We start from the raw sequence: 20,694 nt of genomic DNA, 5'->3' as shown, positions 1-20,694 counted from the left end.
GAGTCGCGTGCAACGGCCGGCGTACGTCCGGCCGCTGAGACGATAAGGAATCCAATATGAAAATGAACAGGATATCGAAATATGTGGCGGCCGCCGGGATCTGCGGGGCGCTGCTGGCGGGATGCGGGATGGCGCCGACGACCGCGCCGGACGGCTCGGTCGGGTTTCCGGCGCGCGACAGCGCTTGGCTGAAGGAAGGCACGTTCGTGAATGCCGAGAACCTGCGCCAGATCGGGCCCGGTCTCGACAAGAACCAGGTCTATGCGCTGATCGGTGAGCCGCATTTCAGCGAGGGCATTGTCGGCGTGCATGTGTGGAACTACGTGTTCAATTTCCGCACGGGCCCGGGGGCGAGCGACGTCGTGACGTGCCAGTACCAGATCCAGTATGACGACCACTATCGCGTGAAGTCGACGTACTGGAAGGAGCCGGCGTGCAAGGCGCTTGCTGACGGCCCGAAGCCGGTGCCCGCCGTGCAGGCGCCGCCGGGCGGCGACGTGAAGCAGTTCACGCTCGATTACCCACTGCTGTTTCCGTTCGACAAATCGGCGCTGCGCGACCTGCTGCCGGCCGGTCGCGCGGAGCTGGACCGGATCGCGGCCGCGCTGCAGCAGCAATACCAGCACATCCGCTCGGTGCGGGTCACAGGCTATACCGACCGGCTCGGCACCGACACATACAACCGGCAACTGTCGCTCGCGCGGGCCGAAACGATCCGCGCGTACCTGACGACGCGCGGCCTGCCCGGCGATCTGATCGTCGCGCAAGGGCTAGGCAAGGCCGATCCGGTCAGCAGTGGCTGCCCCGCCGGACGGTCGGCCGAGGCGATCGCGTGTCTCGCGCCGGACCGGCGCGTCAGGATCGACGTCGCCGGCGAGCGGCGCTAGTCTCGCGGCGGGCGCGGCTCAAGCCGGCTGCGACGCCGGCTGTGTCGGCTATGTCGGCCGCATTGACGCCTGCCTCAGCGCCCATCGCGGCACCTGCGCGTTTTGCGCGGGCGCTGAGTACGACGGACGGCCGTTCGATGCGCGGGCCGGCCCGTTCGCGAGTTGCGGCGAGCATCGGCGTGCGATTTCAGCGCACGGCGGTGACGGGCACGCTTGCGATGCGCACGAGGCGATCGAGGATGCTGCGATGGAAGAAATGGGCGAGCGCGTGGACGGGATCGCGGCGCGGCGCGACGACGACGATCTCGTCGCAGCCGTTCTCGGTCGCGCACGCGGCGATCGTGTCGGCGATCGGACCGACTTTCATCGCGACCGAATATTTGACGTTGGCGTCCTTGAGGATGCCGATGGCTTGGGTGAGTTCGCTTTCCGAAAAATCATGCTCGATCTGGCGGAGCTTCGCGAGCGAGTGGAAGGCTTCGAGGCGGGTGGATTCGAGTGGGGGCTGCACGTTGACAAGCACGACTTCGGATGCACATCGCTCGTGATACAGAAAGACGGCGTGCCGCACGGCCTGCAGTGAACGCTGCGAATGGCCGACGGGAACCAGGAGTTTGAGCATGGGAAAACCTGTTCGGTAACGCGATGACAGTAGGCTAGTCTCGCCAGTGTCGGTGCGGTCTAAAGAAATTCGGGGGCGGCATAAAAATGTCGTAAACGTTCTTCCCGGCCTCACCTTATAAAAAATATAAGAAATATAAATTTATGCGCATAAAGGGACGGGTCGATTGGTGACGAATCCGGGCCTTCGGATGGCTCGCGTAGCGACGCCGGCTTCGATGTCCGGCGCATGTCACGGGGGCGGCGACGCGGCGCGTCGTCACGCGCGGCTTCGTTCATTGCGGCGCCGACGCCGCGAGCGCGGTACGCCGATTGAATCGGTAGCCGGATTGCTTCGTTGATTTGTTGCGGTGCGGCATGCGCGGCGCGAAATCGCGGTAGTGTCGCAGCGCGATCCGTTGCGTTTATATAATCGTCGACATCCCCGCCACAGGCGGCGCGCCGGCGCGCCGGCGTGCGGTGGGGCGCTTTGCCGCCGGCCGGCCCACCTGTTCGCACGGAGCCCTGCATGTCCGAACGCATTTCTCCATCGCCCCGCTCACCGTCCATGCCGCTCGATCCGCTCGTCGACATGCCCGCGCACGCGCTCGCCGCGGCGATCCGGCGCAAGGACGTATCGTGCGTCGAGACGATGCGCGCATATCTCACGCACATCGGGCGAGTGAACGGCGATGTCAATGCGATCGTCGCGTTGCGCGAGCCGGATGCGCTGCTTGCCGAGGCCGCGCAGAAGGACGCGGCGCTCGCGCGCGGCGAGTATGCGGGCTGGCTGCACGGCATGCCGCAGGCGCCGAAGGATCTTGCGATGACGAAGGGCATCGTGACGACGCTCGGCTCGCCGATCTTTCGCACGATGACGCCGACGGCAGATGCGATCGTCGTCGAGCGGATGCGCGCGGCGGGCGCGGTGTTCATCGGCAAGACGAACACGCCGGAGTTCGGGCTGGGCTCGCACACGTTCAACGAAGTCTATGGCGTGACGCGCAATCCGTACGATCTATCGAAGAGCGCGGGCGGCAGCAGCGGCGGCGCGGCGGCCGCGCTCGCGGCGAGGATGCTGCCGGTTGCCGACGGCAGCGACTTCGGCGGCTCGCTGCGCAATCCGGCCGCGTTCTGCAATGTCTACGGCTTTCGGCCGTCGCAAGGACGCGTGCCGCGCTGGCCGAGCGTCGACGTGTTCGTCCAGCAGCTTGGCACCGAAGGGCCGATGGGGCGCACGGTCGTCGACGTCGCGCAACTGCTTGCGATCCAGGCGGGCTATGACCGGCGCGATCCGCTGTCGCTCGCCGAGGATCCGCTGCGCTTCGCGCAGTCGCTCGAGGCCGACTTGCGGGGCAAGCGAATCGCGTGGGTTGGCGACTGGAACGGCTATCTCGCGATGGAACCGGGCGTGCTCGAGCTGTGCGAGGCGAGCTTCGATGCGTTGCGCGCGATCGGCTGCGACGTCGATGCGGCGCTGCCGGCGTTCTCTCCGGAACGGATCTGGCAGACGTGGCTCGCGCACCGTCATCTGCTTTCGGGTGGGAATCTGCTGACGCTTTACCGCGAGCCGTTGCGGCGCACGCAACTGAAGCCGGAAGCGATCTACGAAGCGGAGGGCCTGTTCGCGCTCGGTGCGGCCGACATCTACGATGCGAGCGCGGCGCGCAGCGCATGGTATCGGGCGCTGACGACGTTCTTCGAGCGCTACGACTACATTGCCGCGCCGACCGCGCAGGTCTTCCCGTTCGACGTCCACCTTCGCTGGCCGCAGGCGATCGCCGGGCGCGCGATGGACACATATCATCGCTGGATGGAAACAGTCGTGCCGTGGACGCTCGCCGGCTGCCCCGCGATCAGCGTGTCGGTCGGGTTCGGTGCGGCGGGGTTGCCGATGGGCATGCAACTGATCGGCCGGCCGCGCGACGACCTCGCGGTGCTGCAGCTTGCGCATGCATACGAAAAGGAGCGGGACTGGGTGAATGCGCGCCCGCCCGCGCTATCCGGCGCACGTATCGAATAGGCGCGCCGGTTGCGTGCGTACCAAGGCTGGATCGAGTCGGGCAATTGTTTTGCGGTGCAAAATAATTGACGCCGGCCGATGCGTCAGATCGACGTAACTTACTTCGCTGTTCTCAATTCGCCAGCGGGCAGCCGGCTTGTCGATTTCAATTCGCGCATCGAGATCGTGCTGAGCAGCTCCTTCACGCCCGGCAGCGACCGGAGCCGATTCAGCACGAAGCTCGAGAACGTATCGAAATTCTTCGCGACGATTTGCACGAGATAGTCGTGCTGGCCGGTCGTGTTGTGGCACGCGACCACTTCTGCCATCGCCATCACGCCCGCCTCGAACGCGCGGCAGGTTTTCTCGGTATGGCTGTCGAGCGAAATGTTGACGAACGCGACGATCTCGTAGCCGAGCGCGCGCCGATCGAGGATCGCCTGATAGCCCGAGATGAAGCCGTCGGCTTCGAGCCGGCGCAGGCGCTTCCAGCACGGCGCCGCCGACAGCGCGACGCGATCGGCCAGCTCCGCGTTGCTGAGGCGCCCATTGTCCTGCAGGATCTTCAGAATCTTCAGATCTGTTTCGTCGAGCTTCATGCCGATCGCCTTTTTATGGAAGGAATGAAAGAGGAAAGATTCTTTTGATTATAGGGGCGTGCGGAAATGAAATGGAAAGCATATTTCCTGCTAGCTTTTTTACACTGAGTCGATTGGCGATCGGCGCCGCGCGGCTTGCCGCATGCCGGCGGACGGAATCGCATCCATCGTACAAAGGAGCCACCGCATGACATATTCGAGCTATCACAGGAAGGACATCGACGGCCGCCCGCTGCATCCGGAAACGCAGATGATGTCGTACGGATTCGATCCGTTTTTGTCCGAAGGCGCAGTGAAGCCCCCGGTGTTCCTCACGTCGACGTTCGCATTCCGCTCGGCCGAGGACGGCGCCGATTTCTTCGACGTCGTGTCGGGCCGCAAGCCGCTGCCGCAAGGCGAAGCGGCGGGCCTCGTCTACAGCCGCTTCAATCATCCGAATCTCGAGATCGTCGAGGATCGCCTCGCGCTGCTCGACGGCTCCGACGCGGCCGTCGTCACGTCGAGCGGGATGTCGGCGATCAGCGCGATCTTTCTCGCGTTCCTGCGGCCGGGCGATCAACTGGTGCAATCGGTGCCGCTGTACGGCGGCACGGAAACGCTGATCGCGAAATACTTCCGCGAATGGGGCGTCGGCGCGCATCCGATCGACAACGGTCTGTCGCCGCAAGCGATCGGCGCGGCGCTCGAGGCCGCCGCGCAGCAGGGGCCCGTGCGGCTCTGCTACGTCGAGACGCCGGCGAATCCGACGAACGCGCTGATCGATCTCGACGGCATGCGCCGCGAGCTCGATGCGTTCGAAGCGCGCCACGGCTATCGTCCGATTTCGGTGTGCGACAACACGCTGCTCGGGCCGATCTTCCAGAAGCCGAGCGAGCACGGCGTCGACATGTCGGTGTACTCGCTGACCAAGTACGTCGGCGGCCACAGCGATCTCGTCGGGGGCGGCGTGACGGGGCGGCGGGATCTCGTCGCGAAGGTCCGCGCGGTGCGCAGCGCGTTCGGCTCGCAGCTCGATCCGCATTCGTCGTGGATGCTGATCCGTTCGATGGAAACGGTCGTGCTGCGGATGAAGCAGGCGGCGCGCACCGCGTCGGCGGTCGCGAAGTGGCTCGCGACGAATTCGTATCAGAAGGTCGACGTGTATCACCCGGAGCTGATCGCCGACGATGCTTATCGGGCCGTGTACGAGCGGCAATGCACTGGCGCCGGCTCGACGTTCGCGTTCGTGCTGAACGGCGGCCGCGCCGAAGCGTTCCGGTTCATCAACGCATTGCATCTGTTCAAGTCCGCGGTGAGCCTTGGCGGCACCGAATCGTTGATCTGCCATCCGGCGTCGACGACGCACTCCGGCGTGCCGGAGGCGGCGCGCAAGGCGGCGGGCGTGTCGGAAGGATTGATTCGCGTGTCGATCGGGCTCGAGCACGAGGAGGATCTGATCGCCGATCTCGACAGCGCGTTTCGCCGGTCCGGCATCGCGGCGGCCGGCTGACGAAGCAACGGCGGCATGCGCGGGGCGATCGGCCCGGCGCCGTCGGCGCGGCCGAGCGGGCGCCGCGCCGGGTTCGCCCGCATTCCCGAATGCGAACGGGCGGCGTTAGTCGGAAGCCGATCGATCGCAGTCGCCCGGCTCCGGTTTCCGTTCGGGTCAGCCGGAACGGGATCGGTACGTCGATAGTGCCGAGATGATCGCCTGCCTGGATTCGAAAAACGCCTTTTGCGCCTGCCTGATTTCATCGCCTGTCCGCGCGAAGCCATGCCTTTGCACGAGCGTTGCCGCGTACAGATCGATGACCCACTGAGGCGGATGAGGCGAGATATCGTTGACGAGTTTCGCGGCGATCGCTTCGGCATCTTTTGTTGAGGTATCCATAATAAAATTTTTAGCGTGTCGACGTGGTTAACCTAGGTAATTTGATGCGATTGGTCAATTCGTCGATTGAAGTTTTTGCGATGCCCGATTGAACGAATGACGGAAAACCGTCGTATTGGCTTCGATAAGGTCTTCGAAGGAAAGGGGCGATCGTCGCTTCGGCCGAAGCTTTCCGCCCCATCGTCGCTCTCATGCGCGTATCCGCAACGAAGCCTGTCAATACGTTTCGATATGTATCCGTGATTGCATTCGCCGTGTGCTCGCCTCGACAATTTCGCACGGCAGAATTCACAGGGAGTGTCGATGAAAACGATCAATCGCTTCGCCAGGCGAGCCGCGCTCGTCTGTTGCGCAGGCAGCGTATTGGCGAGCGGCGCCGCATTCGCGCAAGTCGATCTGCAAAGCCTCGGCGCATCGCTGCTCGGCGGCGGCGCGGCGCAGCAGGCGAGCGCATCCGGCATGGCACAGGTGCTGCAGTCGTACGTCGGCGCGAACCAGCAGGTGCTCGCGGGGCAGGCGAGCCTCGCATCGGCGATGGGGCTCACGGGCGCGGCCGGGCAGGCGCAGCACGCCGCGGGCCTGTTGACCGGCGGCGGCGCGAGCGCGCTGACGCCCGGCGCGCTGTCGCAGGTCGGCGGCGCGCAACAATCGGTCGCGCAGGCGCTGACGCAGGCGTTCGCGTCGGGCGGCGCGAGCGGCGCCGCATCGGGCGCGGGCGTCGACAAGGCGGCCTTCACGCGGGGCCTCGCGTCGCTCGGCGAAGGCGTCACGCAGTATTCTCAATTGCAGTCGGGGCTCGGGAATCTGGGCGCGTCGAATCCGGCTTCGCTGTTGCAATCGGGGCTTGACCCGAACAATCTGAGGGCCGCGTCGTACATCGCGCAGAACGCGCCGAGCCAGCTCCAGTCGATCGGCGGCACGCTCGGCGCTGCCGTGCAGTACGCGATGAGCCACGGGATTTCGGTGCCGTCCGTCGCATCCTCGGCGCTCAAGCTGCTGCCGTAACGCGCTTGGCCGGTGCGCGCGCCGCCGCGTTCGCCGGCGCGCGCTTTTCCTTGCGTCGAATGAGGTTATCCGCGCAATGCTATGGTGGCGTTCCGTCACCATCAGTTTGCCCCTATGCGCGACGCAGTCGATCTTTCCCGTTATTTCGCCCGCATCGGCTATCGCGGTCCCGCGGAGCCGACGCTCGATGTCCTTCGCCAACTGCAACGGCTGCATCCGCAGTCGATTCCATTCGAGAATCTCAATCCGTTCACCGGCGCGCGCGTCGCGCTCGATCTCGAATCGATCGTCGACAAGCTGGTCGAGCAGCGTCGCGGCGGTTACTGCTTCGAGCAGAACAAGCTCTTTTACGCGGTGCTCGTGCAGCTCGGCTTTCGCGTGACGCCGCTGATCGCACGCGTGCGCTGGCAGCGTCCGCCGGAACAGTCGACGCCGCAGACGCACATGCTGCTGCGGATCGATCTGGATGGCGACACATGGTTTGCCGACGTCGGCTTCGGCTCGACGACGCCGACTGCGCCGCTGCGCTGTGTCCCGAACGTCGCGCAGCCGACGCCGCACGGCACGTTTCGCGTCGTCGACGCACCTGTTGCGGGCGAGCTCGAGATCGAGTGCGAGACGCCGAACGGCTGGCATCCGCTGTATCGTTTTTCGCTGAAGCCCGTCGAGTGGATCGATTACGAGGTCGCGAACTGGTATACGTCGCGGCATCCCGATTCGTTCTTCACGCATGATTTCGTCGTGTGCCGAATCCTGCCGGATGCGCGCGCGCTGCTTTTCAACGATGCGCTGACGCTGCGAACGACGGACGGCGCGGCGCAAACGATCCGGCTGACGGATGCCGGCGCCTGGACGGCCTGCGTGCGCGAGCGTTTCGGCCTCGACTTGAGCGGATTCGACGCCGCGGCGCTTTACGCGCGGGCAGTGGCGCGCGCCGACGAAACGGCCGCCGCCGAGCGGCACGACGGCGGCGCGACGACGTGAAGTGGCATCGGTGCGCGCGTTGTCGAAGGCGGGAGCCGCGCGGCGCGAGATTCACGTGATGACGGCCGCGTGCATGCTCGATCATGCGTGCTTGCACAACGCCCGAAATCGAACGGAGGCGACCGATGAGAAGAACGATGCGACAGGTGCGCTGGGTGTCGCTCGAACACGACGGAATCGAGCATCTCGCGTTCGAGCGACACGCGCGCGGCAGCGTCGCCGAGAGCGTGGTCGTCGGGCGGAACGAGGGGCTCGCGTATGGTCTTGCCTATCGCGTCGTTTGCGACGAGCGCTGGCGGGCGAAGCACATGGTCGTCAAGATGATGGGCGGCGGCACGCTCGAGTTGCGCGGCGATGGCGAGGGCCGCTGGCGCAACGCGGAGGACGAGCCGCTCGCGGCGCTCGACGGATGCATCGACGTCGACATCGCGGCGACGCCATACACGAACACGCTGCCGATCCGCCGCCTGGGGCTTGCGCGCGACGAGCGGCGGCTGATCGACGTCGTCTATCTATCGATCCCCGATCTGACCGTCAGCCGCATGCAGCAGGCGTACCGATGCATCGAGCCGGATCGCGTCCATCGCTACGAAAGCGTGGCGAGCGGCTTCACCGCGCAACTGGAAGTCGATCGCGACGGGCTCGTGATCGATTACGAAGCGCTTTTCCGGCGTTTGTCGGGCGACGGGCGCTGATTGCATCGCGCCGGAGGCGGCGACCGTGCCGGCGGCAGCGGGCGCGCATCGCTCGCTGATCTACGGCGTCGACGGGCGCGGCCGACGAACGACGCAGGCGAGCCGGCCGTATCGGCTCAGGCCGTGCGGGAGCCGGCCCACACCGCCGGCCGGCGGTGCCGCCACGGCAGGGTTTGCTCGAGCTGCCCGGCGAGACGCAGCAGCGTCGCTTCCTGCGCGAAGCCGGCGCCGAACTGCACGCCGATCGGCAGGCCAGCCGCCTCGTCGTGGAAGAGCGGCACCGACATGGCCGGCAGCCCCGCCACGTTGAAGGCCGGCGTATACGGCGAGTGGCGGAACAGGCGTTCGGTCCATTGCAGGCCGTCCATCCGTTCCGCGCCGGCGTAATAGCTGCCGAGCGCTTCCGGCGGAGCCGGCATCGTCGGCGACAGCAGCACGTCGACGCGCCGGAACCAGTCGGCCGTGCTGCGCGTCATCGCATTGCGCACCGTCAGCGCGTCTGCGAAGTCCGGCCCGGTGACCTGCTTGCCGTAGCGGTATGCGGCGAGCGTAGCGGGCTCCAGCGTGCTGCCGTCAACCGGCCTGCCGGTCGCGGCGGCGACGCCGTCGATCCAGCCCACGATCGTGGCGCACCATATCCGCGCGTTGGCGTGCACGAACGCTTCCCATGACACGCCGAGTTCGGGCGTCATCGGTTCGATAGCGTGGCCCAGCTTTTCCAGATGACCGGCCGTATCCGACGCCGCCTGCGTCATCGCCGGCGCGGCGCGCGCGCCGTTGAACGGTTGCAGCATCAGACCGATGCGCAGCCGTCCCGGATCGCGGCCTACCTCGGACAGGAACGCGCGGGCCGGCGCGCTCGTGTGATACGGCTCGCCTGCCGCCGTGCCGTGCATCGCGTCGAGCAGCGCGGCGCTGTCGCGCACCGTGCGGCTCAAGCCGCCTTGCACGCCAAGCCCGGCGAAGACTTCGTCGAGCCCCGGCCCGTTGGAAACCCGGCCGCGCGTCGGTTTCAGCCCGAAGAGGCCGGTGAAGGCCGCCGGCACCCGGATCGATCCGGCCGCGTCGGTCGCGTGGGCGAGCGGCACGATGCCGGCGGCGACGGCGGCTGCCGCTCCGCCGCTGGAGCCGCCCGCGCTGAAGGCGGGGTTCCACGGATTGCGCGTGGCGCCTTGTTGCACCGATTCGGTCGCGGTGCTGAACGCCATCTCCGGCGTGGCGGTGCGGCCGAGCGTCACGAGGCCGGCCGCCCGCAGGCGTTGCATCAGCATCGAATCCGACGGCGACACGAGTCCTGCCGCCAACCGCGAACCGAGCTCCATCCGCTTGCCCGCCATCGGCAGCGCCAGATCCTTGATCAGGAACGGCACGCCCGCGAGCGGACCGCTGCCGGGGGCGGCCGTGGGCCCCGCGGTGTCGGCGGGCCAGTGCTCGACCACCGCATTGACGGCGGGATTGACCGCTTCGATCGCTTCGCCGGCCGTGCGAGCCAGCTCGGCCGCGCCGACGTCGCCGCGCGCGAGCAGCCGGGCCAGTCCGACGGCATCGTAATCGACGTATTCGCTCAGTTTCATGATGGGTTCCTCAGTGTCCATGTCCGGATGTCGCTCGTGAAAGCACGAGGCCATGTTACGGGCGGGAGCCGGAGCCGATTAGCCGGCGAAGATGGGCTTGATTGGCCCATCAATGGGACAATGGCGTCAGTCCATCCACGCGGAGCCCGATATGGCGGCTGACCTGAACGACACCCTGATCTTCGTGCGCGTCGTGCAGACCGGCAGCTTCACCGCGGCGGCGCGGCTGTTGCGCATGCCGAAGACGACGGTGAGCCGGCGCGTGATGACGCTCGAGGCGCAACTGGGCGTGCAGCTTCTTCACCGGACGACTCGCCGCCTCGGGCTGACCGAGGCGGGCGGCCTGTACTACGCGCACTGCCGGAACATGGCCGCGCAACTGGACGAAGCGCACGCCGCGGTGAGCCAGTTGCAGAGCGGCCCGCGCGGCTGGCTGCGGGTGACACTGCCTTATTCGTTCGGCGCCACGTGGATCGCGCCGCTGCTGGCCGGTTTTCGCCGCGCGTATCCGGACGTGCGGCTGGAAATCCTCGCGTCGCACGTGCCGCTCGATCTGGTCGCGGACGAAATCGACATCGCGCTGCGCCTGGGCGTGCTTCCCGACTCGGATCTGGTCGCGCGGCGGCTGGGCAGCTTCGCAACCGGCGTCTATGCGAGTCCGTCGTACCTGAAGCGACATGGCGCCCCCGAGCATCCCGGCGAGCTCAGGGCGCACCGCGCGCTGACGTTGCATCAGGCGCGCCGCGCGGCCGGCTATGCATGGCCGCTGCGCAAGCCGGGCGGACGTGCGCGGTATTTCGCGCTGGACCCGGTGATCGTCGCGAGCGATCCGGCGTTGATTCACGATGCGCTGTGCGCGGGCGAAGGGCTGTCGCTCGCGATGCATCACAGCATGGCGAGCGACGTCGAGGGCGGCCGGCTGCGGCGGGTATTGCGCGACTGGAGCGGACCGGCGCAAGACTTCAATGCGCTGTTTCCGCGCGGGCGGGTGGCGTTACCGAAGGTTCGGGCGTTCGTCGACTATCTGCGCGATCGGCTGGTGTTGCACGGTGCGCAATCGCCCGAATAGGGGCAAGCGAGAAGGGCGCTGATGCGCGCGTGCGTCGAGCCGGGTCCGTATCGTTGCGAAAACGTCGGGGGCGACCGTGCCGGCCGCCGCACGTCACGACGGCGACGGCGAGCAGATCCCGCGCGAGCATGGGCAGCTTGTAGTCGGCGCGCAGCGTCGGCGCGTCCGATGCGCCCGCGCCGCGCACGTCGCCCGAGCGGACCGTCAGCGTGTCGCGGACGGTCGCCATCGCTCGTTCGCTTACGCGTGCTGATGCGCGGGCGACGAATGCAGCGGCACGCGGCGCGGCGCGGCCTGGTCGGCGTAGCGCTCGTTCGCGGCGTCGATGTTCGCGAGCAGCGCGTCGAGGCCCTGCAGATACACGCGATTGTCGTGGTCCCACGGATGGAAGCCCGGCCGGAAATAGTCGAGCCATTCGCGCGCGATGCTCGGGAACACGCCGTTCCTCGGGCTATACAGATACTTGACGAGCCGCCACATTCCCTTCAGCTTGCCGTGGCGCATCCGGTGCGCGAACATCAGGCGCACGTGGAAATCGAACACGACGGTCCAGAAGATCAGCGTCGTCGCGAGCATCGTGCCGGTGCGCAGCAGATACGTCTTCACGCCCGGCCTCATCACGGTGTTCCACACGTCGAACGAGACCGCCTTGTGCTCGGTCTCTTCCATCGCATGCCACAGCCACATCTGCCTGTAGCCTTCGACCGAGCCGTCGATCCGGTGCTCGTGGCCCGACAGCAACTGGTTCGCGAGGATCGCCGTGTAATGCTCGAGCGCGATCGTGATCGCGAGCTGCATCGAATTCGGCAGCACCTTCTTGCCCCAGCCGAGCAGCGCCCACAGGCGCTTGTCGAGCTTGTGCGCGGGCAGGCCCGCCGATTGCAGCAGGTCGTTGTACTCGATGTGCTCGCGCGTGTGCATCGCTTCCTGGCCGATGAAGCCCGCGACCTGCTTCTTCAGCTCGGGATCGTGGATCTCGTCGCGGTAGTTGCGCACGGAATCCATGAAGAAGCGCTCGCCCGCCGGGAACAGCAGCGACAGCGCGTTCATGAAGTGCGTGACGGGCGCGCCCTGGACGTGCCAGTCGTACACGCGATCGGGCGGCAGCGCGAAGCGGATGTCGCGCCGCACGGGCATCATATGCGGTGTCGTCATGATTGCTCTCCTCCCTGGTTGCCGGCGTTGTGGTACGTCGCGTGCGCGGGCGTCGCCGGCGCGGGTGCGGGTGCCGCGTGGCCCGCGTGACGGCGCCCGCGGGCGCGCTGCAGCTTCGTCGCGAGCACGACGAGCCGCTGGTATGCGGCGGGCAACGTGCGCGCGAGCCAGTCGGCGCCGCGCGCGTCGCGGCCGATCAGCACGCGGCGCTTGTTCTTGCGCACGCCGTGCAGGATCACGCGCGCCGCTTCGTCGGCCGTCGTGATGAAGAACTTCTCGAAATCCGCCTTGCCCTGCTGCTCGCTCTCGACCATGAAGCCGACCATGTTCTGCGCGAGCCGAGCCGATTGCGCGATGTTCGTGCGGATGCCGCCCGGATGCACGCAGGTCGCCGAGACGCCGCACTTCATCATGTCGAGCTCCTGGCGCAGCGACTCGGTGAAGCCGCGCACCGCGTACTTCGTCGCGTTGTAGCCGCTCATGCCAGGCTGCGCGAAGATCCCGAAGATGCTCGACGTGTTGACGATGTGCCCGTCGCCCGACGCCTTCAGGTACGGCAGGAACGCCTTCGTCCCGTGCACGACGCCCCAGAAGTTGATGTTCACGATCCATTCCAGATCGCTGTATTCCATGCCGTCGATCGTGCTCGACAGCGCGACGCCCGCGTTGTTGAACACGAGGTTCACGCGGCCGTGCGCGGCGGCCGTCTCGTCGGCCCATGCGTGCATCGCGGCGCGATCGCCGACGTCGAGCACGCAGGTCGTCACGCGCACCGACGGCGCGAGCGCGCGGACGATCCGCTCGGTCTCGGCGAGGCCGACGGCGTTCTTGTCCGCGAGCGCGACGTGGCAATGCTGTTGCGCGAGCTGCACCGCGAGCGAGCGGCCCATGCCCGAGCCGGCGCCCGTGATCGCGGCGACTTTGTTGGAAAAGGATTTCATTGTCGTAGGCTCGTGTGGGTTCGGGGCTCAGGCGGTCGTCTCGGCGGCCGTCGTCGCGGCGGCGGCGCCGGGCAGCGCCGGCACCGGCTGCGCGTTCTGGCGCGGGTTCGCGTAGTACGCGTGATAGTCGGCCATCGAGAAGAACGCGGTTTCCTGCCGGAAGCGCCACGTGAAGGTCGGCCACAGCGTCGTGTTCTTGCCGGTGCGCGGATCGAGATACCAACTGCTGCAGCCGCCCGTCGACCAGACCGTGCCCTTCAGCTTGTTCTGGATGCGGTTGTTGTATTCGAGCTCGACGAGCGGGCGCACTTCGATCGCCTCGGCGCGCTCGGTGCGCATCGCCTTCAGCGCGCCGAGCACGTATTCGATCTGCGATTCGATCATGTACACCATCGAGTTGTGGCCGAGGCCCGTGTTCGGGCCCATCAGGGTGAACCAGTTCGGATAGCCGGGCACCGTCGTGCCGAGGTACGCGTGCGCGCCGTCGCGCCAGGCGTCGACGATGTCGACGCCGCCCCGGCCGACGATCGTGCCGCGCGGGAACGGGTTGTTGATCTGAAAGCCCGTGCCGTAGATCAGGCAGTCGACTTCATGGCGCTTGCCGTCCGTCGTGACGACGGCGTCTTCCTCGATCCGCTCGATGCCCGTCGTGATCACGTCGACGTTCTTGCGCGTGAGCGCCGGGTAGTAGTCGTTCGACATCAGGATCCGCTTGCAGCCGATCGTGTAGTCGGGCGTCACCGCGGCGCGCAGCTCGGGCTCGGAGATCTGCCTGTCGATGTGGCGCAGCGCGAGCTTCTGCACGAGCTTCATCGTCGACGGATGCACGGCGAAGCCGAGCACGCGCGATTCGAGCATCCAGTAGAGGCCCGTGCGCAGCAGCTTCTGCGTGAACGGCAGGTTGCGGAACAGCCACTGCTCGACGCCGTTCACGGGGCGGTCCGGCTTCGCCATGATCCACGGCGGTGTGCGCTGGAAGAGCGCGAGATTCGCGACGCGCGGCGCGATCTGCGGGACGAACTGGATCGCGCTCGCGCCCGTGCCGATCACGGCGACGCGCTTGCCTTCGAGCGGATAGTCGTGCTTCCAGTGCTGCGAGTGGAACGCTTCGCCCTTGAACGTCTCGATGCCGGGAATGTTCGGGTACGCGGCGCGCGACAGGCCGCCCATGCCCGACACGAGCACGCGTGCGCACACGCGCTTGCCGTTCGCGAAGGTCAGGCGCCAGCGGTGCGCGGTCTCGTCGTAGGTCGCGTTGACGAGTTCGTGACCGAAGCGCAGGTGCGAGCCGACGTTGAAGCGCTGCACGCAGTCTTCCATGTAAGCGCGGATTTCCGGCTGCGGCGCGAACATGCGCGTCCAGCGCGGATTCGGCGCGAACGAGAACGAATAGACGTGCGACTGGACATCGCACGCGCAACCGGGGTAGTGGTTGTCGCGCCAGGTGCCGCCGACCGAGCTGGCCTTTTCGAACACCGCAAAGTCCTGGTTGCCGGTTTGCCGGAGGCGAATCGCCATGCCGAGCCCGGAAAAGCCGGTGCCGATGATGGCGATATCGAGGGTTTCTTCGTGGTTTGTGCTGTCGAGCGGACCGAAGGACATATTGCGCGCGTTCATCCAGGCGTCTCCATTTTGGCTCATTTTTTACTGTTACATTGATTGATGTAACAATAGTTCGTGAAAACCAAAACCGCAAGCCGGGTAGACATAGCCCTCTAAGCGCGGGATTCAACGGATGTCGAGCCCGCGGGACGGGGCGGCAGGGAGCAAAACGCGGTGGAAGTCGGAATCGGGATGCTGCGTCGCAAAATTCGCTGCCATCCTCAACGGATTGAGGTGGCGGCGTGAATTCGATCATTTCGATTTGCGCCGCAGCACGCCGAACGCAATGGTCAATTGCGCGATCGCATAAAAGAACCAGATGAAATAATCGACGCCGGCGAATGCGCCGAGAAAACGATCGATGCCGATCAGCGCGTCGGACGCGACGAACACGAGCGCGCCGGCCGCGACCTGTGGCCCCGGCGTGCGCGCGCAGAGTGCGAAGCTCGCCATCGCGCCGAGCACGGCGACATAGACGGCGACGGGCGCGGCGAGCGCGGCGAGATGGGGAAAGAACGCGGCGTAGAGCGCGGGGGCGGCGATCCACAGCGCGACGAGCGCGACCGCGCGCGGCCCGCGCGGCGCGGCGCGCCACGGCGCGAACAGCGCGCAATAGGCGAGATGGGCGAGCAGGAACGCGCCGAGGCCGGCGACGAACGACGGCGGCCAGGAGGCAAGCGCGAGGAGCACGTCGCCGAGCACCGACGCGGCGAGCGCCGCGCCGAGCCACGCGCGCTCGCGCGCGGCCGGATGCCGCAGCGCCGCGACGAACAGCAGGACGCCGAGCGCCGCCTTGGCGGCCGGCTGGCCGGGATAGGGCGCGTGGCCGAGCGACAGTCCGTACAGCAGCGCGGCGAGCGCGGCCGCGAGCCAGAGACCGCGCACGCGCGGGGGCAGATGGGACAACATGGGCGGGCGTCTCCTCGCACGCGGCGCGTGATCGGGCGCGGGCGGCGTCGCGGGCGACGCACGGCATCCGCGCGGCCGGTCATTATCGGCAAGAAGGCGTTATCGGGGACAGACAAATCCCTCTAATCGGGCCGCGGGCGATGCGCCGCGCCTACTTTGCCGCGAGCGCGGCGGCGGCGTTCCGGTCGGCCCAGACGTTGTCGGCGACGCTCAGCTTCTGCGGGATCAGCTTCGCCGCGTGAAACGCGTCGGCGACGCCCTGTTGCGACGCGACGATCTTCTCGTCGAGCGGCGTCGTGCCGTACGGCACGCGCCTGACCCAGGTCTCGACGAGCGCGCGGTCGAGACCGACCTTCGGCGCGATCAGCGCGGCGGTTTCGGTGGGATGCGCGTTGACCCACAGGCCGGTCTCGCGCAACTGCTGCAACACCGCGCCGACGACGTCCGGATGGCGGGTCGCGAAATCGCGCGTCGCTTCATAGAAGTTGTGTGCGGCGGGCAGGCCGGCATAGTCGGCGAGCGTGCGCGCCTTCAGCGCCTGCTGCGCGGCCGCGTAGTACGGGTCCCAGACCGCCCACGCGTCCACGGTGCCGCTCTCGAACGCGGCGCGCGCGTCGGCGGGCGGCAGGTAGATCGGGCGGATCTCGTCGTAGCGCACGCCGGCCTTGCGCAGCGCCTCGAGCAGCAGATAGTTCGCGCTCGAGCCTTTCTGCAGCGCGACTTTCTTGCCCCGCAGATCGGCGACGGTCTTGAGCGGCGAATCGGCTTTCACGATGATCGCCTCGTTGTGCGGTGATGGCGGCTCCGCGCCGACGTAGACGAAGCGCACGCCGCTCGCCTGCGCGAACACCGCGGGCGGCGCGCCCGTGTAGCCGACGTCGATGCTGTTCGCGTTCAGCGCTTCGAGCAGTTGCGGGCCGGCCGGGAACTCGAACCATTTGACGGTGTAGCCGAGCGGCTTCACGCGCGCCTCGAGCGCGCCCTGCGCCTTGACGACGGCGAGCAGCCCCGCCTTCTGATAGCCGACGCGCAGCACCTTGCCGCCCGCGTCATCCTGCGCGAACGCGGCGGCGGCGACGAGCGACGACGCGAGCGCGGCGGCTACGGTTCGGGGAATCCAACGGGCAAGGCGAATCATCGGCAATCTCCACGACGTTGAGCGAAGCGGGCGGCGCGCATGCCGCCCGAGTCGGGAAATCGTCGCACGGGCAGGCGCCCCCGCAAACCACGCATTGCCGATATCAATATGACGCGCGTGCGCCTAACGTTTCTTCGGCGCGTCCTTCGCCGCGGTTCGTTCGAGCTCGGGTTCGTCGTCGCGCGCGGCCTGCGAGCTCAGCTTCTTGTCGAGGATCGTCGCGACGCGCCCGCCCAGGTACGCGCTCGACGCCGCTTCGAGCGCCCGGTTCATCTCGCCTTCGACGAATACGGACGACAGCGGGCGCAGCCGCCAGATCGCATCGACGAGCGCCGGCACGTCGGTCGGCGGCGGCAGCGAGCCTTCGTCGTAGCGATCGAGGCGGCGCACGACGAGCTCGACGAGCACGCGTGCGATCGCATCGAAATACGGCCGCGTGATGCCGATCGCGTCGAGCAGCTCGCGCGCCGGAATGCCCTCGCGGACCATCGCGGCCGCGGCTTCGATGAGCGCCGGGCTTTTCGCGACGAACGACACGCCGCGCCGCTCGAGCAGGCCGAGCTCCGCGACGCGCCCGAGCGACGCGGGCGTCTGCGGGCCGAACATCTGGATGAGCTGCGCGAGCGAGAAGGTTTGCGGGCGCTCGTTCGACCAGCGGCCGCCGATCGCGTTTTCGAGCCCGAGGATCGAGCGCAGGTCGTGGCCGTCGTCGATCGCCTTGATCAGATCCTGAATGTTCGACAGCGTGTAGCCGCGTGCGAGCAGGTGGTTGATGACCTTCAGGCGGGCGACGTGCGTGTCGTCGTAGATGCCGACGCGGCCGCGCTTGCGCGGCGGCGCGAGCAGGCCGCGATCCTGGTATGCGCGTACGTTGCGCACCGTCGTGTCCGACACGCGCGCGAGCTCGTCGACCGTATATTCGTTCAACGTCGATGCGTCCGGGGCGGCGTCGGCGGGAGTAGTTGAGTTCGATTTCGGCATGCGACGATTTTAGCGCGACCGCGCGCTTCAGTGCGAGGCGTCGGTGTCCGAGGGGGGCTTCTGCGCGCCGTGTCCGAGCCCCCGCTGCATCAGCGCGGTGTCGATCCAGCGGCCGTGCTTGAAGCCCACGCCGCGCAGCGTGCCGACGGGCTCGAAGCCAAGCGCGCGATGCAACGACGTCGAGCCGCCGCGCCCGCCGTCCGCGATCACCGCGATCATCTGCCGCCACGGCCCCGCCTCGCAGCGCGCGATCAGCGCGCCGAGCAGCACGCGGCCGATGCCGCGCCCTCGGCATGCGTCGTTCACGTAGATCGAATCCTCAAGCGCATAGCGGTACGCGCTGCGCGGCCGGTACGGCGTCGCATACGCGTAGCCCGCGACGACGCCGTCCAGCTCGGCGATGAGATACGGCAGGCCGTGCCGCAGCACCGCTTCGCGCCGCGCGCGCAGATCGGCGACGGACGGCGGCGTCTCCTCGAACGACGCGACGCCCGTCAGCACGTGATGCGCATAGATCGCCTGGATCGCTTCGAGATCGTCTTCGGTGGCGTCGCGGACGATGGCGGAGCAATGGGCGGGGGCGTCGGTGGTTTTCATCGCAAAAACAGGGTGGGAATGGTGAAATCGCTACTATGCGCGCATTCGAAAATGTCCGCAAAGCGCGAAGCCTGCCGTCGAGAAATGAACAATCAAAAACACGATGGACAAACAATATGCCGGGCCGGCCGAATCTCGAAAGAAAGCCGACGCGCGACGCGAAGCGGGCGCGCGACGGCGTCGCAACCGACCGGATCGCAATGGATGCGGCGTCAGACAATTCGGTGCAACTCGATCAGCCACTTGCGTCGCAACCTCGATTGCAGGACGCGAGCGATATGGCGCGGTCGAAGGCGGCGTCGCCCGCTTCCGAGCCTGCCCCGGCGTGCGCATGCCCAAGCGGGGCGCGGAAGTGATCGATCGGATCACGCGCGCGCGGCGGCCCCGATCAGCCGCGTTTCCTGAGCGGCGCGTCTTTGACGAACCACGCGAGCGCGAATGCGATCGCGATCACCGCCGCCGCGCACAGATACACCGTGTGCAGCGAACTCGCGAACGCGTGCAGATACGCGTCGCGCACCGCGTCCGGCAACTGGCGCACGGCCGCGGGCCCGAGCGACGGCGGCAGCTCCGTGTCGGGCGGCAGCGCCGCGTCGAGCCGCGCATGCAGCCCGTTCGAGAACAGCGCGCCGAACGCGGCGACGCCGAGCGAGCCGCCGATCGAGCGAAAGAGGGTCGCGCCGGACGTCGCGACGCCGAGATGCCGGAATTCGACGGTGTTCTGCACCGCGAGCACGATGACGGGCATCACCATGCCGAGCCCGCCGCCGAGGAGCGCCATGTACAGGTACATCGCGCGCAGCGACGTGTCGAGCGACAGTGTCGCGAGGAGCAGCATCGCCGCGGCGGCGATGAAGGTGCCCGCGATCGGAAAGAAGCGGTACTTGCCGAGCTTCGTGATGAGGCGGCCGCTGCCGATCGACGTCGCGAGCAAGCCGCCCATCATCGGCAGCACCTGCATGCCGGCTTCCGACGGCGTCGAGCCCTTGACGACCTGCAGATAGAGCGGCAGGAACGTGACCGAGCCGAACAGCGCGAGCCCGACGACGAAGCCGATCAGGCCGCACAGCACGAAGGTCCGGTGGCGGAACAGCTCGAGCGGCATGATCGGCTCGGCGGCGAGGCGTTCCTCGTAGACGAAGCCGGCGGTCGCGACGAGGCCGAGCGCGAGCGTGAACCACAACTGCGGCGACGACCACGGCAGGATCGTGCCGCCCTGGCTCGTGAACAGCACGACGCAGGTGAGCGCCGTGGCGAGGAACGCGGCGCCCGCGTAGTCGATCCGGCGCCGCACGTGTGCGGTGTGCGGCTTGAACGCCCCGCCGATCACCACGAACGCGAGCGCGCCGAGCGGCAGGTTGATGTAGAAGATCCAGCGCCACGACAGATGCTGGACGAGAAACCCGCCGAGGAGCGGCCCGATCACCGTCGCGATTCCGTACACGCCGCCGAACAGCCCTTGATAGCGGCCGCGCTCCTCGGGCGGAATCAGGTCGGCGATCGCCGCCATCGTGACGACCATCAGCCCGCCGCCGCCGAGCCCCTGCAGCGCGCGCAGCACGATCAGTTGCGTCATGTCCTGCGCGAGCCCGCACAGCGCCGAGCCGACGACGAACAGCACGATCGCCGCCTGCAGCACGGTCTTGCGCCCGTACAGGTCGCCGAGCTTGCCGTACAGCGGCAGCACGACGGTCGACGACAGCAGGTACGCGGTGACGACCCAGGACAGCTTCTCGAGGCCGCCCAGGTCGCCGACGATGGTCGGCAGCGCGGTCGACACGATCGTCTGGTCGAGCGCGGACAACAGCAGCACGAGCAGCAGCGCGGCGATCGTGAGCCGCACGGACGCGGCCGGTCGGCCGGCATCGGCGTGGACGGGCGGCGCGGAGGAGTCGGTGGACATGGGGAGCCGTGTGGTCGTATGGAAGCAGACGGAATGTAGAAACATCTGATTGACTAGTCAATCTCTGCTTCGTCACAAGGGTTTCCATTGATTACCGGCCGGCGACGGCCGCATCCGGCCGCCCGGCCCCGCGGCATGTCGTCGCATCGCTTGAGGCGTCTCAAGTTTTCGAAAGCCGGGCCG

Annotated in this window: 20 protein-coding genes; 7 read left to right on the top strand and 13 right to left on the bottom strand. The window is 67.4% G+C overall.

What is annotated here, in order from left to right; translation table 11 throughout:
- Nucleotides 1–56 precede the first annotated feature (56 nt).
- A complete protein-coding gene (locus WS92_RS09875; RefSeq protein WP_015604134.1) occupies nt 57–887 on the top strand; it encodes an OmpA family protein in 831 nt (276 codons plus the stop codon).
- Nucleotides 888–1,074: 187 nt separating this feature from the next.
- On the opposite strand, the gene WS92_RS09870 is transcribed toward WS92_RS09875, so the two are convergent.
- Nucleotides 1,075–1,509, bottom strand: coding sequence for a universal stress protein (locus tag WS92_RS09870; protein WP_009914843.1), 435 nt, complete (start codon nt 1,507–1,509; stop codon nt 1,075–1,077).
- Between the two features lie 507 nt (nt 1,510–2,016).
- Here WS92_RS09870 and WS92_RS09865 point away from each other — a divergent pair.
- On the top strand, nt 2,017–3,510 hold the full coding sequence (locus WS92_RS09865) for an amidase (protein ID WP_082743565.1): 1,494 nt from the start codon (nt 2,017–2,019) through the stop codon (nt 3,508–3,510).
- 98 nt (nt 3,511–3,608) lie between these two features.
- Here WS92_RS09865 and WS92_RS09860 read toward each other — a convergent pair whose 3' ends face one another.
- Nucleotides 3,609–4,088, bottom strand: a complete 480-nt coding sequence (locus WS92_RS09860; protein WP_006027410.1) for an Lrp/AsnC family transcriptional regulator — start codon at nt 4,086–4,088, stop codon at nt 3,609–3,611.
- Between the two features lie 13 nt (nt 4,089–4,101).
- A complete protein-coding gene (locus WS92_RS37150; protein ID WP_082743564.1) occupies nt 4,102–4,296 on the bottom strand; it encodes a hypothetical protein in 195 nt (64 codons plus the stop codon).
- Between WS92_RS37150 and WS92_RS09855 the strand changes: the two genes are divergently transcribed.
- Nucleotides 4,276–5,577: a cystathionine gamma-synthase family protein gene (locus WS92_RS09855; RefSeq protein ID WP_015603766.1), complete on the top strand. Its 1,302-nt coding sequence runs from the start codon at nt 4,276–4,278 to the stop codon at nt 5,575–5,577. The two genes, WS92_RS37150 and WS92_RS09855, sit on opposite strands and share 21 nt — an antisense overlap.
- 156 nt (nt 5,578–5,733) lie before the next feature.
- On the opposite strand, the gene WS92_RS09850 is transcribed toward WS92_RS09855, so the two are convergent.
- Nucleotides 5,734–5,958 (bottom strand): hypothetical protein, encoded by a 225-nt coding sequence (locus tag WS92_RS09850; protein WP_009914845.1) that lies wholly within the window; start codon nt 5,956–5,958, stop codon nt 5,734–5,736.
- Between the two features lie 303 nt (nt 5,959–6,261).
- On the opposite strand from WS92_RS09850, the gene WS92_RS09845 reads away from it, so the two are divergent.
- The 3 genes from WS92_RS09845 to WS92_RS09835 all read left to right on the top strand — a co-directional run bounded on the left by WS92_RS09845 (nt 6,262) and on the right by WS92_RS09835 (nt 8,642).
- Complete coding sequence (locus tag WS92_RS09845) at nt 6,262–6,963, top strand: hypothetical protein (protein ID WP_059930020.1); 702 nt, start codon at nt 6,262–6,264, stop codon at nt 6,961–6,963.
- A 114-nt stretch (nt 6,964–7,077) separates the two neighbouring features.
- Complete coding sequence (locus tag WS92_RS09840) at nt 7,078–7,947, top strand: arylamine N-acetyltransferase family protein (RefSeq protein ID WP_015603046.1); 870 nt, start codon at nt 7,078–7,080, stop codon at nt 7,945–7,947.
- A 137-nt stretch (nt 7,948–8,084) separates the two neighbouring features.
- Nucleotides 8,085–8,642: a putative glycolipid-binding domain-containing protein gene (locus WS92_RS09835; RefSeq protein WP_059930018.1), complete on the top strand. Its 558-nt coding sequence runs from the start codon at nt 8,085–8,087 to the stop codon at nt 8,640–8,642.
- 116 nt (nt 8,643–8,758) lie between these two features.
- Here WS92_RS09835 and WS92_RS09830 read toward each other — a convergent pair whose 3' ends face one another.
- Nucleotides 8,759–10,216 carry an amidase gene (locus WS92_RS09830; RefSeq protein ID WP_059930309.1) on the bottom strand — a complete coding sequence of 486 codons (1,458 nt, stop codon included), beginning with the start codon at nt 10,214–10,216 and terminating at the stop codon, nt 8,759–8,761.
- A gap of 151 nt (nt 10,217–10,367) precedes the next feature.
- Here WS92_RS09830 and WS92_RS09825 point away from each other — a divergent pair, with 151 nt between their 5' ends.
- Nucleotides 10,368–11,285: a LysR family transcriptional regulator gene (locus tag WS92_RS09825; protein ID WP_059930016.1), complete on the top strand. Its 918-nt coding sequence runs from the start codon at nt 10,368–10,370 to the stop codon at nt 11,283–11,285.
- Nucleotides 11,286–11,525: 240 nt separating this feature from the next.
- On the opposite strand, the gene WS92_RS09820 is transcribed toward WS92_RS09825, so the two are convergent.
- The 8 genes from WS92_RS09820 to WS92_RS09785 all read right to left on the bottom strand — a co-directional run bounded on the left by WS92_RS09820 (nt 11,526) and on the right by WS92_RS09785 (nt 20,511).
- Nucleotides 11,526–12,440, bottom strand: coding sequence for a metal-dependent hydrolase (locus WS92_RS09820; protein WP_009914849.1), 915 nt, complete (start codon nt 12,438–12,440; stop codon nt 11,526–11,528).
- Entirely contained in the window at nt 12,437–13,381 is a 945-nt protein-coding gene (locus tag WS92_RS09815) for an SDR family NAD(P)-dependent oxidoreductase (RefSeq protein WP_059930014.1), read from the bottom strand. Before WS92_RS09815 ends, WS92_RS09820 begins: the two co-directional genes overlap by 4 nt.
- A gap of 27 nt (nt 13,382–13,408) precedes the next feature.
- The gene (locus tag WS92_RS09810; protein ID WP_059930012.1) at nt 13,409–14,998 is read right to left on the bottom strand and encodes a flavin-containing monooxygenase; all 1,590 of its coding nucleotides are present in this window, start codon (nt 14,996–14,998) and stop codon (nt 13,409–13,411) included.
- Between the two features lie 237 nt (nt 14,999–15,235).
- Nucleotides 15,236–15,892: a lysoplasmalogenase gene (locus tag WS92_RS09805; RefSeq protein WP_059930010.1), complete on the bottom strand. Its 657-nt coding sequence runs from the start codon at nt 15,890–15,892 to the stop codon at nt 15,236–15,238.
- A gap of 151 nt (nt 15,893–16,043) precedes the next feature.
- A complete protein-coding gene (locus WS92_RS09800) occupies nt 16,044–17,030 on the bottom strand; it encodes a sulfonate ABC transporter substrate-binding protein (RefSeq protein WP_059930008.1) in 987 nt (328 codons plus the stop codon).
- A gap of 123 nt (nt 17,031–17,153) precedes the next feature.
- Nucleotides 17,154–18,011: a MerR family transcriptional regulator gene (locus WS92_RS09795; RefSeq protein ID WP_006027398.1), complete on the bottom strand. Its 858-nt coding sequence runs from the start codon at nt 18,009–18,011 to the stop codon at nt 17,154–17,156.
- 27 nt (nt 18,012–18,038) lie between these two features.
- On the bottom strand, nt 18,039–18,608 hold the full coding sequence (locus WS92_RS09790) for a GNAT family N-acetyltransferase (RefSeq protein ID WP_059930007.1): 570 nt from the start codon (nt 18,606–18,608) through the stop codon (nt 18,039–18,041).
- A gap of 388 nt (nt 18,609–18,996) precedes the next feature.
- A complete protein-coding gene (locus WS92_RS09785; RefSeq protein ID WP_059930005.1) occupies nt 18,997–20,511 on the bottom strand; it encodes an MDR family MFS transporter in 1,515 nt (504 codons plus the stop codon).
- Nucleotides 20,512–20,694 lie beyond the last annotated feature (183 nt).

Source organism: Burkholderia sp. MSMB1588, from assembly GCF_001546925.1.
Taxonomy (GTDB): domain Bacteria; phylum Pseudomonadota; class Gammaproteobacteria; order Burkholderiales; family Burkholderiaceae; genus Burkholderia; species Burkholderia humptydooensis.
Note: the sequence above shows the minus strand (reverse complement) of the source record. Positions and strands in the feature narration are given on the sequence as shown.